The sequence below is a fragment of the Anabaena azotica FACHB-119 genome, assembly GCF_014697625.1.
Taxonomy (GTDB): Bacteria; Cyanobacteriota; Cyanobacteriia; order Cyanobacteriales; family Nostocaceae; genus Trichormus; species Trichormus azoticus_A.
Window position 1 is genome coordinate 72,129 of record NZ_JACJSG010000037.1, and the last position, 15,240, is coordinate 87,368.

A 15,240-nucleotide genomic window follows, 5' to 3' on the forward strand; every position below is an offset into this window, starting at 1 on the left:
CTGACATCCAATCTCCTGAAATAACCCAGCTAAAAGTATCATAGAGATCATTCCTTTCCTCAGCTAAGAGTTCAGCGTGACCTAATTCTTGGCTTGATAAATTACTACAATCTCAGGAGTTCCCGCTTGTCCATGAGCAATCGGGAATGGGATGATGAGGATACCGTAGGGGAAGAGAACCTCCCCGGTAACAGTAGCTCAAGAGTGCTAACCCGTCGTTAAAAACAATCTTATTATGGCTGTTGCAACCCAATCCCTCGAAGAACTCTCTATTAATGCGATCCGTTTCTTGGCTGTTGATGCTATAGAAAAGGCAAAATCGGGACACCCTGGATTGCCGATGGGCGCGGCTCCAATGGCTTTTGTGCTATGGAATCGCTATATGCGGTATAACCCGAAAAATCCTCAGTGGTTTAACCGCGATCGCTTTGTTTTGTCTGCCGGTCATGGCTCGATGTTGCAGTACGCACTGCTCTACTTAACAGGCTATGACAGTGTCAGCCTTGATGACATCAAGCAATTCCGTCAGTGGGAATCCAAAACCCCTGGACACCCGGAAAACTTTATGACCGCAGGCGTAGAAGTAACTACCGGGCCACTAGGTCAAGGTATTGCTAATGGTGTTGGTTTAGCGATCGCCGAAGCTCACCTCGCGGCTAAGTTCAACAAACCCGAAGCCAAGATTGTTGACCATTATACCTACGTCATTCTCGGTGATGGTTGCAACATGGAAGGCGTTTCCGGTGAAGCAGCTTCCTTGGCTGGACACTTAGGACTAGGTAAACTCATCGCTCTGTACGACGATAACCACATCTCTATCGATGGTTCTACGGACGTAGCCTTTACCGAAGATGTTTCCAAGCGCTTTGAAGCCTACGGTTGGCACGTTCTGCACGTAGAAAAAGGTAACACCGATTTAGAAGGTATTGCTAAAGCTATTGAAGAAGCAAAAGCTGTCACCGATAAGCCCAGCATGATTAAGGTGACAACTACAATTGGTTACGGTTCCCCCAACAAAGCCAATACTGCTGGTGTTCACGGTGCGGCGTTAGGTGGCGACGAAGTAGCCTTAACCCGGCAAAATCTGGGTTGGTCACACGAGCCATTTGTAGTTCCCGAAGATGTCCTCAACTACACCCGCAAAGCTGTAGAGCGGGGTGCAGGTTACGAATCTGACTGGAACAAAACCTTCACCGACTACAAAGCCAAGTATCCCCAAGAAGCTGCTGAATTTGAGCGTTATCTGAGCGGCAAACTAGCTGATGGTTGGGATAAAGTTCTCCCCACCTACACCCCTGAAGATAAAGGTGTTCCCACCCGTAAGCATTCAGAAACCTGCCTCAACAAATTGGCGGCGGTTGTTACTGAACTCATTGGTGGTTCGGCTGACTTAACCCACTCCAACCTCACCGAAATCAAAGGTAAAGGCGATTTCCAAAAAGGACAATACCAAAACCCCAACATCCACTTCGGTGTGCGTGAACACGCTATGGGTGCAATTTGTAACGGTATTGCGCTACATGGTTCTGGCTTAATTCCTTACGGCGCGACCTTCTTAATCTTCACCGATTATATGCGTGCTGCCATCCGCTTATCCGCTCTGTCTCTGGCAGGTGCGATTTGGGTGATGACTCACGACTCCATCGGTCAAGGTGAAGACGGCCCCACCCACCAACCAATCGAAACCTTAGCTTCTCTACGCGCCATTCCTAACTTGACAGTAATTCGTCCCGCCGATGGTAACGAAACCTCTGGCGCTTACAAAGTGGCGATCGAAAGAGCTAAACACAACAATCCTACTTTGTTGGCGTTTACCCGTCAAAACGTTCCTAACTTGGCGAATACCAGCGTTGAAGGCGTAGCTAAGGGTGGTTACATCGTTTTTGGTGATGATGCGACACCAGATTTAATCATCATTGCTACTGGTTCAGAAGTGAACCTCGCTGTCACCGCAGCCCAGAAGCTGACAGCCGAAGGTAAGAAGGTACGTGTTGTTTCCTTACCCGCTTGGGATTTGTTTGAAGCACAAGATGCAGCTTATAAAGAGTCAGTTCTACCTAAAGCTGTTACCAAGCGTTTGGCTGTAGAAGCTGCTAGCAGCTTTGGTTGGCACAAGTACATCGGTACTGAAGGCGATGCAGTCACAATTGATCGCTTTGGTGCTTCTGCTCCTGGTGGCGTTTGTTTGGAGAAGTTTGGTTTTACTGTTGATAATGTGTTAGCTAAAGCTAAACAATTGTTAGGTTAATAAGACGGAATATTCTCTGAGGTTAATTTTTGGGTGGGCATAATGCCTACCCTTTTTTTGGAGTTGCTGAATTGAAATATGAAAAGACAAATTAAACTTCCTTTTTCTTTATATAGCAGGGGACAGGGAACAGGTGACAGGTGACAGGTAAGCAAGCTTTTCGGTGTAAGGATTTTATGATTCATAAATGTCCTAACCTATGTGGCGATTGCTATAACTTTGCGTCTCTGCGCCTTTGCGTGAAACCAATTCATATCTTGATTCAGCAACGCCCTTTTTTTTTAACGCAAAAGAGCGCTGAGGTTGACGCAGAGGAGGAAGAGAGGAGAAGGGTTATAATTGGGTTGATGAGTTTATAGGTAGGTGGGGTTATGGCGGAAGTTGTTAGTTATCATCAAGAACTAAGTGAGCGGATAGCGCCTATTGTGGAAAAGTTGTTTGAAGGTAATAGTTTATATCAGGTAAAGTTAAAAAAATTAGAAATGATTGAAATGTTAGTAGACCTTTTTAGTCAATTTAGTTCAAAAGAATTGCAAGCTATTAATGAAAATGAAATGACACGCAGAATAAAAAAATTATTGACGCTAGAGGCAGTTTCTGGTACTTTGAATGATTTACCTCCAGAGCAAATAGCAATTTTTGATGCAGCTATAGAAGGGATATAAATAGTGGGTTATCTGCTAGATTCAAATATTGTTAGTTATTTTTTGAAGAAAATTACACCTGTTAATAATAAATTACGGCAAGTAACTCTTCGCGGGGACGGTATATTTATTAGTTGTATAACTTACTATGAAGTTAAGCGAGGACTTTTATCTATAAATGCTACTAGACAGTTAGCTGATTTTCAGCAGTTTTGTAGTGATTATGGAATTTTATTTCTGGATGATATAGCAATTATAGAAAAAGCTTGTGAAATTCATGTGGATTTACGGCGTAGGGGCTTGACGATTCAAGAACAAGATATATTGATTGCGGCTACTGCAATTATACGTGATTTAATTCTGGTTTCTAATGATTCTGATTTGCTCAAAGTGCCAGAAGTAAAGTTAGAGAATTGGCTAATAGCAGAGTCATAAACTGAGTTAATCAGAACTTACGCAAGTGTCACAATTGGTGGTTGGTGCGTGACGCTACAAGTCTCATGACTACGTTCAAATATTTTCGCTCCTCACACACCCTACAGAAAAAATATGCCAGTTGCGTAAGTCCTATTAATAAGAAAATCTTAAAGTAAATAGTAAATTTCCCAATTTTCACTACTTATTACCCTGCTCGATTCGCTTATTTCATTTCATGTAAAATTGAAGGATAAGCTAAAGATAGAGAATCATGTCAGATTTAAGAACAGAATTATCAGAAACCATAGATGAAGCTGAGTGGGAATGGTTGATTCCTCATGTGAAAAGAGATGCAGTGATTGTGGTTTCTTTAGATTTAGATTTGCTGGATGTGGGAGAGGCGATCGCTAATGATAATATTCCTTTAGTCCAAAGATGGATTGATGAGGCATTGATTAGTAAACCTTCCAACCAGCAACTAGGACTATGGAACAGTAATCAGCAAAAGAGATTTAACACAATGATAATACAGCCCTATGTTCTAGTCCAAGAAATAGCAGCCTAAAACAGTTATCAGTTATCAGTGACAGTTAGTAGTAGCGCGACCGGACTAAAATGTGGCAATAGGTTTGGGGAAAATTGAACGCAGATGAACGCAGATGAACGCAGATGAACGCAGATGAACAAGATGATAGATTGTTGGCTAATGCACAAAATTAGTCCGGTCGCGCTAGTAGTAGCGTGACCGGACTAAAATGTGGCATTAGATGGGGGAAAATCGAACGCAGATGCACGCAGATAAACGCAGATGAACAAGATGATAGATTGTTGGCTAATGCACAAAATTAGTCCGGTCATGCCAGTAGGGTGCGCTACTTATGAATATTTTGTTGGTATAGCCAAGGTTTCTCGTAAGTAGCGCACCCTAAATCTTGAATATTTGTTATCTGCAAGTCTCTACCGCCTGTATTTTTGATCCGCACCTGTATAGCCTGTAACCACCCAAACTAAAGCCCTTACCCCGTCACGAAAAGATTTTTCAATCGGTTCAGGTGACTGCTTTGACGGAACTGATATTGGTTTAAAAGCAATTCCTCGACTACCCAAAACGATCTCGCCAATTACACAAGCACGGCGCATATGGAAATCTGAGGTAATTAAATACACACTTTTAATGCCGCGAGATTCTAACTCATCTACTATTGTAGTAAAATTAGTTACAGTATCCACGGCTTCATAATCTAAATGTAACCGTTTAGAATCGATGCCAGCCTTGGTAAACACCAGTCTAGTATATGTGGGTGGACTGCCTCCAGAGATCCAAATTGGTAAATTCGGATGCTTACGGGCAAAACTAGCAGTGAATTTTTCCCTTTCTAAGTTTTTAGTTGATCCGCCCAAAACTACAACCGCTTGGGGTGGTGTCTGGTTATCTTTGGCTTCTTTGTATCCAAACCACATTAGTAGCGGTAAAACAAGCACCGCAAATTGAAATGATTTACCTCTTAACAATAAATTATTCTTCAAGGCTCTATAACTTTGTCTATAAGGACTAAATTTTTCGGAATATAAGCAAAATATCTATGTAGGTTAGCAGATTTTAGTAGAATTTACCTTAGCAAGGATACTTTATGCTGATACACTATTAAAGCTGTTATGGCAAATTCTTTTGACATATCTAGCCATAAGGCTATATAAAAATGTTTGATTAAGTATTTAATCTAACTATTGTTTTCTCACTGGACTGATGCAACTTGAATAAACTACTAGCACGTAGTAAGTGCAAAGTATTATTTCTGTAATACCTACTAATAGATAGTTAGGTTGTTAGATGCTTAATGAGTATATTTATTGATAGTAAGGATTTATACATTAAATTTTAAACATTATTAATACTTATAATTATATTTGTATCCTATTCAAGTATTTCTCATAACCAATTCCATAACTTATTCAATAAATTGAAACGCTATCAGATAGTGCAAATATACTATTTATTTAAATAACTATGTACTATACAGGACTTAGGCAAGTGTCACAATTGGTGGTTGGTGCGTGACGCTACAAGTCTCATGACTACGTTCAAATATTATCGCTCCTCACACACCCTACAGAAAAAATATGCCAGTTGCGTAAGTCCTACTATAGACTAATGACCATGAACAGTGAACAGTTTTAGGGGCGGGTTCATTGAGAAATTCATGGGGAAAACAGATATGTCAGCTAAACCCGCCCGTACTTAAATATATTGGTGAAACACCACACCAATTGGTGGAAGGCTTATTTTAACGTTTTTTTATGCCCTACCATACACCGTCAAGACTGATAACTGATAACTGATAACTGATTTAACAGTTGCTTATACTCACCAAATGAGGCAAAATTAATAACACTAATTGGTAGCCAATATGCGTGTTCCAATAGTTGTAATGTTGGTGGTGGGGCTGTTACTGAGTGGGAAATCTCAGCCAGTGCTGGCAAATGTTATAGTGGAAACGGAAGATTTGCCTGATGGTGTAGTTACCGATGGATACGCCAAATATGGTGATTATGTGGGCGTTCCTCAAGCGGATGAATCTTCGCAAACAATTGTTCAGGATATCCAAATTCGCTTCCTCAACGAAAATAATCAGTCGGTTGACGACCAAGGACAGCCAGTTAAAGGACGCACTCAAAAAGATTTTATTCTGGGTTTGTTAAAACTCAAGCCTGGGGAAATATTCCGTGATGAAGCACTACAGGCGGATTTGCGAAGATTGAGGAGGCTAGAATCATTCAATGATGTTAGGGTTTATCGAGAAGAAAACCCTTTTGGTGTAAGTATTATTTATGACATTAAAGAACGCCGCTTTCCTAGTTGGAATTTTGGAGGTGGTAGTAATGATGATATCGGCTTGTATGGTCGGGTAGGTTATAGGGATGCCAATATCAGTGGTTTGAATGACCAGTTGGCGACAACTGTACAAGTTAGTGGGAAGGATGTGCAATTTAATAGTCAATTTACCAGTCCTTACCGTCCAGGGGAGCCGGAACGCTTGGGTTATAGTGTATCAGCTTTCCGCGATCGCCGCATCTCGCCTACCTTTGATGATCAGGTTAAACTAGCAAACGGCGACAGAACCAGGGAAGGTAGATTTGGCGGTTCTGTGGCTGTACTCCGTTCTTTCGATGACTGGGATGCAGCATTAGGTCTGAACTTTACTCGAATTAGCTTGCGTGACAAAGATTATAACGTTGTCCAGGTTGATGAATTTGGTAATCCCCTTTCTGTGAGTGGTACAGGGATTGATGACCTATTTACATTATCCTTGGCTGTGACCAGAGATTTACGCGATCGCCGCTCAAATCCCACACAAGGTTCAATTCTCACCCTCAGCACCGAACAAGCCATACCTTTGGGACTGGGTAACATTTTTAGTAACCGCATCCAAGGAAACTATATTCAGTATCTCCCAGTCACATGGATAGGGAAGCAGAATTTCCCAGATAATTCGGAAATGGTGGCGGTAAATGTGCAACTAGGTACTATTCTGGGAGAGTTCCCCCCAGCCGATGCGTTTAATTTAGGTGGATTAAATTCTGTACGCGGTCACGGTTCGGGAAAACTCGCCAGTGGTCGCAGTTATGGTTTAGCTTCTGTAGAATATCGTTTCCCCATCATAGAATCAATTGGTGGAGTTGTGTTTACTGACTTCGCCTCAGATTTTGGGTCTGCGGAAACCGTCATTGGACAACCGGGTGTAGTCAGAAATAAACCCGGAAGCGGTTTTGGCTATGGTGTAGGAGTCCGCCTCAACTCCCCCTTCGGCTTATTTCGCGGCGACTTAGGCGTTAGCGACCAAGGAGAAGTCAGGTTAGAAATTACTACTGGACAGAAGTTTTGAATTAATCAGTTATCAGTTATCAGTTATCAGATTATTTTTACTGTCAACTGTCAACTGTCAACTGTCAACTGTCAACTGTCAACTGTCAACCTATGAAATACTGGCATGAAACGATCGCAGTTAGCAAACGCATTTTAATAGAATTGTTACGCCGCAGACGCAGTTTAATTTTTTGGAGTATTTTCCCTGTATCTGTGTTGACTTTGAGCGGGTTTATATTGGCGGAAAGGGCGGAATTACCGCTAGCTGATGCTTTTTCTTATGCTGCGCCATCAACTTTAGTTGGTGCGGCGCTGTTTTTTAGTTGTTTGGGTGGTACAGTGTCTACTGTGGTGGCGGAAAGGGAACAGCAAACTCTTAAACGTCTTTTTATCTCTCCTTTGAGTGGGGTATCTTATTTTTTGGGGATTTTTCTAGCTCATAGTTGCATTGGTATTGGTCAAGCTTTATTAATTTATGCGATCGCTGCTTTTTGGGGAGCGTCTTTCAAAGGTTCAATTCTATTAGGATTGACCATTATTTTTCTAAGTATTGCTGCTTATGTTGGTTTGGGTTTTCTTCTCGGTACACAATTAGCTAGGAGAATTGAAGATGTCAATTCTCTAGTAGCAGCTTTTGGCGTTCCTTTGTTAATTTTAGGCGGGGCATTTTTACCAACTACATTATTTCCCAAAACACTGCTGAATCTCGCTCGATTTAATCCCATATACCACATGAATGAGGCTTTTGTGGCGGTGTCATCTCAGAACGCCGCAGTTGATAAAATACTCTCACATTTTAACTTTTTGTTAGTTTTTGCTGTAGTTATGGTTGTAGGTGGTTGGTTTTCTTATCAAAGAATGTTAATTGTAGAAAGAAGATTATAGTAATTTTTATTATTACATAACGAGGACTAAAGTTTTTTCCTTTGGACTATAATTTTAATACAATAGGACTTACGCAAGTGTCATAATCAAACTAAGAGATGACTTATAAAGTAAACCTGAAATTGTCGGGTGCGTTAAAGCAGCGCTGAACGCACCGTATTTGCTGGTGCGTTACGGCTAATTCCTCATTTCGCCAACGCTCAAATCCTGACATAGCCGTAACACAACGGCAATAAAGCAGGAGGAATATCCACACTGCTTTTTGCCTCCCCTACTTAATATTTACTTTATCAATAGCCTCTAACTGTAGTGGCGTGGCAAGGCTAAAATATTGCATAAATATAACTCTTGTGGTGTGGGCATCCTGCCCGCACCGGACGGGCAAGATGCCCATCCCACAAGAGTTTGCTAATGCACAAATTTAGTCTAGACAGTCCAGTAGGGTGCGTCAGCCCCAATGATTTTGTACACATTAAAGGATTTTCTTTATCTGACGCACCCTACCCCAAGTGCCAGTTGCGTAAGTCCTATACAAATTAGTAATTATTACCCTTAATAACTTTGAAAATGCTCAAAATTAATAATATAAATAAATCTTACGGCAAGAGACAAGTTTTACATAATTTGAATCTCAATGTTGCCAATGGTGAGATTTATGGCTTATTAGGTGCGAATGGTGCAGGTAAAACCACAACTATTAATATTATTTGTAATTTACTTAAAGCGGATAGTGGTGATATTCAACTTAATAATCAGCCTATTTCTGAAGCGACTAAAAAAATAATTGGTATCGCTCCTCAAGAAAATATCTTATATAAAAGTTTGACTTGTGAAGAAAATCTGCGATTTTTTGCAGAGATTTATGGTTTAAGTAAAAATATTATTAATCAAAAAATTAAAGAAACTCTATTATCTGTAAACTTATTAGATAGGGCAAAAAGTCCGGTAGAAACTTTGAGCGGGGGGATGCAGCGACGATTAAATATTGCTGTCGCGTTAGTACATCAGCCAAAATTAGTAATTCTTGATGAACCAACAACAGGATTAGATATTGAATCGCGCTATGAGGTTTGGGAGTTGATTAGACAACTGAAGTCTCAGGGGATTACAGTTTTACTCACAACTCATTTACTAGATGAAGCAGAACGGCTGTGTCAAAAAATTGGGATTCTCAAACAAGGGCAGATTTTAGTTGAAGGTAGTTTAGCCGAGTTACGCAATTTAATTCCGGCGCAGGAAGTTTTAGTTATGCAAACTACACAGGAAAAAGAGGCGATCGCTCGCGCTCAAGCATATGGTTTTACACACAGATATTATGATAAAGATTTGGCTTTTTGGCTACCGGAATCTTTAGATTTAAAAGAAATTATTTCTCGCTTTGAAGGTATACCTATCGATGCTATTTCTCGTCAGCCAGTACGATTAGAACATATTTATCTGGAACTAACACAACAATTTGCATCTTGAAAACACATAAATATCTGTAGCATTTCTGACCAATATCATGATAGGTTGCTGCACCAGCCTACGTATCTCTAAAAAAACATGATGAATTTTATAACAATCCTGGTTAATATCTGAATAGATTGGCGTAAATAGGAAATAGGGAACAGTTAATAAGGTAGGGACTACGCACTAAGGTTGTCTGTTTAGACTAAGTGTAAACGTTGGAAATATGTATACTTCTCCACTCTTTTACTCATCAAGCTTTGTCCAAACCCTTGATTTTTCGTTGTCATGGGTAGCCATATATGTATAAGCTACACCTTGCTCAAAAGTAATTAACACTGGTCATGTAATTGATGGTCACACACAAAGATATAATTAAACCGCTATGTTGCCGGATTCGAGTTAATTGACATTAACAACTTTCTCAGCTAGTGCGATCGCTAACTATATTAGCTACGGTGGCGCGATAAGATTCTAAAATAATAGTCGTAATAAAAGGTCTAAATGGCAGAAACACTATTCTTCAACGCTCTGCGGGAAGCCATTGATGAAGAAATGGCTCGTGATCCCAGTGTCTTCGTTCTGGGTGAAGACGTAGGTCACTATGGTGGTTCCTACAAAGTGACCAAAGATTTATATAAAAAGTACGGTGAATTGCGAGTTTTAGATACTCCCATCGCCGAAAACAGCTTTACTGGTATGGCAGTGGGCGCAGCCATGACTGGTTTGCGTCCTATAATTGAAGGCATGAACATGGGCTTTTTGCTCCTAGCCTTTAACCAAATTTCCAACAACGCGGGGATGCTACGCTATACCTCCGGTGGTAACTTTAAAATTCCCTTAGTTATTCGTGGCCCTGGTGGTGTCGGTAGACAGTTAGGTGCAGAACATTCCCAACGTCTAGAAACCTACTTCCAAGCAGTTCCAGGTTTGAAAATTGTCACCTGTTCTACACCTTACAACGCTAAAGGGCTGCTGAAGTCAGCCATCCGTGACGATAACCCAGTTCTATTTTTTGAACACGTTCTGCTTTACAACCTCAAAGAAAACTTACCTGACGAAGAATACCTCGTACCCTTGGATAAGGCGGAAATTGTTCGTCGTGGTAAAGATGTCACAATATTGACTTATTCACGGATGCGCCATCACGTAGTCCAAGCCGTGAAAGCTTTAGAAAAACAAGGATACGACCCAGAAGTAATTGATTTAATATCCCTCAAACCATTAGATTTAGAAACAATTGGTGCATCTGTACGCAAAACCCACAAAGTAATTATTGTGGAAGAAGCTATGCGGACTGGGGGTATTGCAGCCGAATTAATCGCATCAATCAACGATCGCTTCTTTGATGAATTAGATGCTCCAGTGCTGCGTCTATCATCTCAAGATATTCCCACACCTTACAACGGTACTCTGGAAAGATTAACAATTGTACAACCAGAACAAATCGTTGAAGCTGTGCAGAAAATGATTGCATTGCGAGTTTAATAGTGAACAGTTATCAGTGAACAGTTATCAGTTAAGTTCCTCACTAATTGGTGGAAGGCGTTGGTGCGCTGTTACACTACACCATACGCTGTCAGGACTGATAACTGATAACTGATAACTGATTTAGGGTGTAAGGTTGATCAACACCCTCACCTACTTACACCCACCATGAATATTATTAGCATTGGTTATGATAGCCACACCCCAAGAACAACCAAAAATGACCATCGAGGAATATCTCGAATGGGAAGCCCAGCAAGAATGTCGTTACGAATATGTTAACGGCGAAGTTTTTGCGATGACTGGTGGGACAATTCCCCATAACGATATTGCTCTCAATTTTTACAGGAACTTATACCCGCATTTGCGTTCTAGAGGATGTCGCGTCAACGTGTCAGATGTGAAAGTGCAAGTCACACCTCAAAGTCCCTACTATTATCCCGATGTGATAGTCAGTTGTGACCCCCAAGACCTCAACGCGCGTAAATTTATTGAAAAACCTAAATTAATTGCGGAAGTTCTTTCCCCCGGTACAAGCGCTAAGGATAGGGGAGAGAAATTCAATTACTATCTGAAAATTCCCAGTTTACAAGAGTATATTTTAATTGATTCTGAAACAATTTCTGTCGAGCGTTACTTCCGTGGCGAAGGCAGAATGTGGCTTTACTATCCCTATGTTGCTGGCGATATGATCACCTTATCGAGCATTGGGCTGGAGTTTCCTATAGAATTGCTGTATGAAGCTGTGGTATTGGAATAATCAGAGTGAGGTTTGCTCAGACAACCGCCTTTGGTATTCAAAACCTTAACGAATCACTCATAACTCTTACAAAGAGCGTTATTATAGCGTTTGTCAGTTGCGAGTTATGGTATGCAGAGACAGCGATCGCTATTAGCGTTGATTGTAGTATTATTAATCGCCGCCATTGCGGTGATATTCACAATTCCCGTACCCTTGGGATTGGACTTACGCGGAGGTTCCCAGCTTACAATTCAGGTGAAAACAACCCCAGAAATTAAGCAAATTACCGAACGCGAATTGGATGGAGTCAAAAGTGTCGTCGAAGGTCGCATTAACGGACTTGGCGTTTCTGAACCAGTTATTCAGACGGTGGGGTCAGATAAAATCCTCGTCCAGTTACCAGGAGTCAACGACCCAGAACAAGCCGAAAGGGTGCTTGGTGGAACAGCACAGCTAGAATTTCGCAAACAAAAACCCGGTACAGAAACCCAACTTTTAGCCTTCCAAGCATCAAGATTTGAATTGGAAGCCAAAAAAACACAATTACAAAAAAGCACTGATAAAGCAGCAATTAATAAAAATTTAGAAGACTTACAAAAAAATAATCAAGCCATCAACGAGTTATTTGAAAGCACCAACCCACCCCTTGATGGTAAGCACCTCAAAGATGCTTATGGCGAACCAACCCAAAATGGCGGTAACTGGAACGTGGCTATTCGTTTCGACCAAAAGGGCGGTGAATTGTTCGCTCAGTTGACAAAAGAGCTAGCAGGTACAGGACGCAGCATTGGTATCTTTTTAGATAATGAACTTATTAGCTCTCCCGTTGTCGGTGTAGAATTTGCTGCTACCGGAATTACCGGGGGTTCGGCTGTGATCACAGGTAGATTTACCCCCGAACAAGCCAATGATTTAGGTGTACAATTACGCGGTGGTGCTTTACCAGTACCTGTAGAAATTGCGGAAATTCGTACTGTTGGGGCGACTTTGGGTAAAGACAGTATCACCAGTAGCATCTATGCAGGGATTGGCGGTTTAACTTTAGTCCTGATATTCATGTTAGTGTATTATAGACTACCAGGATTGATTGCGGATATTGCCTTAATTATCTACGCTGTTCTCACCTGGGCAAGCTTTGCTTTATTGGGTGTAACATTAACTCTACCTGGAATTGCTGGTTTCGTTCTCAGTATTGGTATGGCAGTAGATGCCAACGTCCTCATTTTTGAACGCACAAGGGAAGAATTGCAAGCGGGTAAATCCTTATACCGTTCTGTAGAATCTGGTTTTTACCGTGCCTTTTCCAGTATTTTAGATGGCAACGTGACCACAGTGATAGCTTGTGCTGCCTTGTTCTGGTTGGGTGCTGGTTTAGTTAAAGGTTTTGCCTTAACCTTGGCTTTAGGTGTAGCCGTGAGTATGTTCACCGCCATTACTTGTAGCCGCACATTGATGTTTTTGGCAATTAGTATACCTAGCTTACGCAAACCAGAATTATTCTGTCCTAACTTACCAAAAACAAAAGCAACGAATAAGGCAGAGGTGGCTTAATGAAACTGAGTATAAATAAATCGCGATCGCTCTGGTGGACAATTTCCAGCATCTTTACTCTAGCTGGACTCATCTCGATGGTGATTTCTTGGCAAAACCCCAACATCAAAGCACCCCTACGTCCCAGTTTGGATTTCATCGGTGGGTCAAGATTACAATTTGAGCGTGACTGTAGTCAACCAGGAAACTGTGACAAACCCATTGATATCAACGTTGTGCGGGATGTAGCTAAAGCCCAAGGTTTAGGTGATAGTAGCATTCAAATTGTCACTGATAAAGATACCCGTGCAGAAAACGGTATCTTAATTCGTACCAAAAACCTCACCCGTGAACAGCGTACTAACTTACAGAATGCCTTAACTGAAAAAGTAGGCGCTTTCGACCAACAGAAAAACCAGTTTGACACCGTAGGCCCCACCTTGGGACGTGAATTATTCACCTCTGGGATGATTGCCCTGATTGTATCCTTTGTGGGTATCGTCGTTTACTTGGCATTCCGCTTTCAGTTAGACTACGCCATATTTGCCATTGTTGCTCTTTTCCATGATGTGTTAGTGACAGCCGGAATATTCTCCATTTTTGGCTTAGTCTTTGGTACAGAAGTAGATAGCCTATTTATTGTCGCCCTATTGACAATTACAGGTTTTTCTGTTAATGATACAGTGGTAATTTACGATCGCATCAGAGAAACATTACAAACCAACCCCAACCGTCCCATAGCGGATATTGTTGATGATGCAGTTAACCAAACTTTAGGCAGGTCAATCAATACCACTTTCACAACCTTACTTACCTTATTTGCTATCTATTTATTCGGGGGAGAAACACTCAAAAACTTCGCCTTAGCACTGATCATTGGTTTTACCCTGGGAGCTTATTCCAGCATCTTCATCGCCAGCACCCTTTTAACATTGTGGCGAGAACGCACCAGCAAATCTGAGGTCTTAACAACTGCAAGCGTAGCCGATACATCTGTGGAGTAGTCAGTTATCAGTTATCAGTTATCAGTTATCAGTTATCAGTTGACAGTTGACAGTTGACAGTTGACAGTTGACAGTTGACAGTGATGATGAATATTTTCTCCTCTGCTCCTCTGCTCCTCTGCTCCCCCACTCCCCCCCCTCCCCCATCTCCCCAGTCCCCAGTCCCCAATCATGGAAGATAATTCTGTTGAGAATACAGATCCATCTTTAACTCAACAAGTCCAAAGACTACACCAATTGACTGTGTATGGTAGGTGGTGCTTTGTCGGCTGTTTGTGGCTGACTGTAGCACCTGTTTCTTTGTGGAATTTGCGTACAGAATTTGCTTTGTGGCGACAATACTTTACCTGGGTAGCAGTAAGGTATGGGCTTGCTTCCCATCCACTGTCTACCCTTGGTTTGACTTTTTGTATAGCAATGACGGCTGCTGTTTTAGTTTGGCAAAGTCGGAATGTTCTGCTAGGTTTACCTAAAGAAGAAAAGCAACGCCTAGAAAAACAAGTGTTTCAAATCCGTCAACAAGGCCCATCACACCCGCTATGGAAGTGGATTTCGCATTGAAAACTGGCTTAATCAGATTGTTACATTTTTGATTCATAAATTTTTTCAATACTTTGACAGGTTTAGGTTTGCATTGCTGTTCCCTGTTCCCTATCCCCTGTCCCCTGTCTCACAAGTGTAGGTTTTTAATATAGCAGTGAGTAAGGACTCTAAAACTAACGAGAAAATCATTGTTTCATCCACCCCTACACCCCTACACCCTTACACCCCAAACCAAGGTTTTTGGAACACCAATAAAAAACCTACACCTGTCAGCTGTCCCCTGTCCCCTATTCCCTATCCCCAGTCCCCAGTCTTTCAAGGGCAGGTTTTTTGTTTAAGCAGAAGAGAAAGCGGTGGGGCTTCTCCAAGATTCAGGGAAGAAGCTACCAACAGGCAAAGGTTGACCAAGTAACAAGGCGACAATG

General features: G+C 41.5%; 13 protein-coding genes. 12 read left to right on the top strand and 1 reads right to left on the bottom strand.

Features of this window, described 5'->3' with window-relative positions:
- Positions 1–235 precede the first annotated feature (235 nt).
- The 4 genes from tkt (at position 236) to H6G83_RS23870 (ending at position 3,874) form a co-directional block, all read left to right on the top strand.
- Positions 236–2,248, top strand: coding sequence for a transketolase (gene tkt / locus H6G83_RS23855; RefSeq protein WP_190476506.1), 2,013 nt, complete (start codon positions 236–238; stop codon positions 2,246–2,248).
- Positions 2,249–2,619: 371 nt separating this feature from the next.
- The gene (locus tag H6G83_RS23860) at positions 2,620–2,913 is read left to right on the top strand and encodes a hypothetical protein (RefSeq protein WP_190476507.1); all 294 of its coding nucleotides are present in this window, start codon (positions 2,620–2,622) and stop codon (positions 2,911–2,913) included.
- A gap of 3 nt (positions 2,914–2,916) precedes the next feature.
- Positions 2,917–3,327, top strand: a complete 411-nt coding sequence (locus tag H6G83_RS23865) for a type II toxin-antitoxin system VapC family toxin (RefSeq protein WP_190476509.1) — start codon at positions 2,917–2,919, stop codon at positions 3,325–3,327.
- 253 nt (positions 3,328–3,580) lie between these two features.
- On the top strand, positions 3,581–3,874 hold the full coding sequence (locus H6G83_RS23870; RefSeq protein WP_190476511.1) for a DUF2288 domain-containing protein: 294 nt from the start codon (positions 3,581–3,583) through the stop codon (positions 3,872–3,874).
- A gap of 392 nt (positions 3,875–4,266) precedes the next feature.
- Here the strand turns inward: H6G83_RS23870 and H6G83_RS23875 are convergent, their stop codons facing one another.
- Entirely contained in the window at positions 4,267–4,770 is a 504-nt protein-coding gene (locus tag H6G83_RS23875; RefSeq protein WP_190476530.1) for a YdcF family protein, read from the bottom strand.
- Positions 4,771–5,717: 947 nt separating this feature from the next.
- Between H6G83_RS23875 and H6G83_RS23880 the strand changes: the two genes are divergently transcribed.
- From H6G83_RS23880 to H6G83_RS23915, 8 genes are all read left to right on the top strand, one after another.
- Positions 5,718–7,193, top strand: a complete 1,476-nt coding sequence (locus H6G83_RS23880) for a BamA/TamA family outer membrane protein (RefSeq protein ID WP_190476513.1) — start codon at positions 5,718–5,720, stop codon at positions 7,191–7,193.
- A 92-nt stretch (positions 7,194–7,285) separates the two neighbouring features.
- On the top strand, positions 7,286–8,059 hold the full coding sequence (locus H6G83_RS23885) for an ABC transporter permease (RefSeq protein ID WP_190476515.1): 774 nt from the start codon (positions 7,286–7,288) through the stop codon (positions 8,057–8,059).
- Between the two features lie 567 nt (positions 8,060–8,626).
- Positions 8,627–9,526, top strand: coding sequence for an ABC transporter ATP-binding protein (locus tag H6G83_RS23890; protein ID WP_190476517.1), 900 nt, complete (start codon positions 8,627–8,629; stop codon positions 9,524–9,526).
- Between the two features lie 486 nt (positions 9,527–10,012).
- Entirely contained in the window at positions 10,013–10,996 is a 984-nt protein-coding gene (locus tag H6G83_RS23895; protein WP_190476519.1) for an alpha-ketoacid dehydrogenase subunit beta, read from the top strand.
- 190 nt (positions 10,997–11,186) lie between these two features.
- Positions 11,187–11,756 carry a Uma2 family endonuclease gene (locus H6G83_RS23900; RefSeq protein WP_190476521.1) on the top strand — a complete coding sequence of 190 codons (570 nt, stop codon included), beginning with the start codon at positions 11,187–11,189 and terminating at the stop codon, positions 11,754–11,756.
- 111 nt (positions 11,757–11,867) lie between these two features.
- A complete protein-coding gene (gene secD / locus H6G83_RS23905; protein WP_190476532.1) occupies positions 11,868–13,289 on the top strand; it encodes a protein translocase subunit SecD in 1,422 nt (473 codons plus the stop codon).
- Positions 13,289–14,272 (top strand): protein translocase subunit SecF, encoded by a 984-nt coding sequence (gene secF, locus H6G83_RS23910; RefSeq protein WP_190476523.1) that lies wholly within the window; start codon positions 13,289–13,291, stop codon positions 14,270–14,272. Before secD ends, secF begins: the two co-directional genes overlap by 1 nt.
- Before the next feature lie 171 nt (positions 14,273–14,443).
- The gene (locus tag H6G83_RS23915; RefSeq protein WP_190476525.1) at positions 14,444–14,833 is read left to right on the top strand and encodes a hypothetical protein; all 390 of its coding nucleotides are present in this window, start codon (positions 14,444–14,446) and stop codon (positions 14,831–14,833) included.
- The last annotated feature ends 407 nt before the right edge of the window (positions 14,834–15,240 follow it).

What these genes read in the sequence shown, in the direction of transcription:
- H6G83_RS23885 (WP_190476515.1), top strand. Translation starts at nt 7,286, where the DNA reads ATGAAATACTGGCATGAAACGATCGCAGTTAGCAAACGCATTTTAATA.
- H6G83_RS23895 (WP_190476519.1), top strand. Translation starts at nt 10,013, where the DNA reads ATGGCAGAAACACTATTCTTCAACGCTCTGCGGGAAGCCATTGATGAA.
- H6G83_RS23875 (WP_190476530.1), bottom strand. Translation starts at nt 4,770, where the DNA reads ATGTGGTTTGGATACAAAGAAGCCAAAGATAACCAGACACCACCCCAA.
- H6G83_RS23860 (WP_190476507.1), top strand. Translation starts at nt 2,620, where the DNA reads ATGGCGGAAGTTGTTAGTTATCATCAAGAACTAAGTGAGCGGATAGCG.
- tkt (WP_190476506.1), top strand. Translation starts at nt 236, where the DNA reads ATGGCTGTTGCAACCCAATCCCTCGAAGAACTCTCTATTAATGCGATC.
- secD (WP_190476532.1), top strand. Translation starts at nt 11,868, where the DNA reads ATGCAGAGACAGCGATCGCTATTAGCGTTGATTGTAGTATTATTAATC.
- secF (WP_190476523.1), top strand. Translation starts at nt 13,289, where the DNA reads ATGAAACTGAGTATAAATAAATCGCGATCGCTCTGGTGGACAATTTCC.
- H6G83_RS23880 (WP_190476513.1), top strand. Translation starts at nt 5,718, where the DNA reads ATGCGTGTTCCAATAGTTGTAATGTTGGTGGTGGGGCTGTTACTGAGT.
- H6G83_RS23915 (WP_190476525.1), top strand. Translation starts at nt 14,444, where the DNA reads ATGGAAGATAATTCTGTTGAGAATACAGATCCATCTTTAACTCAACAA.
- H6G83_RS23890 (WP_190476517.1), top strand. Translation starts at nt 8,627, where the DNA reads ATGCTCAAAATTAATAATATAAATAAATCTTACGGCAAGAGACAAGTT.
- H6G83_RS23870 (WP_190476511.1), top strand. Translation starts at nt 3,581, where the DNA reads ATGTCAGATTTAAGAACAGAATTATCAGAAACCATAGATGAAGCTGAG.
- H6G83_RS23900 (WP_190476521.1), top strand. Translation starts at nt 11,187, where the DNA reads ATGATAGCCACACCCCAAGAACAACCAAAAATGACCATCGAGGAATAT.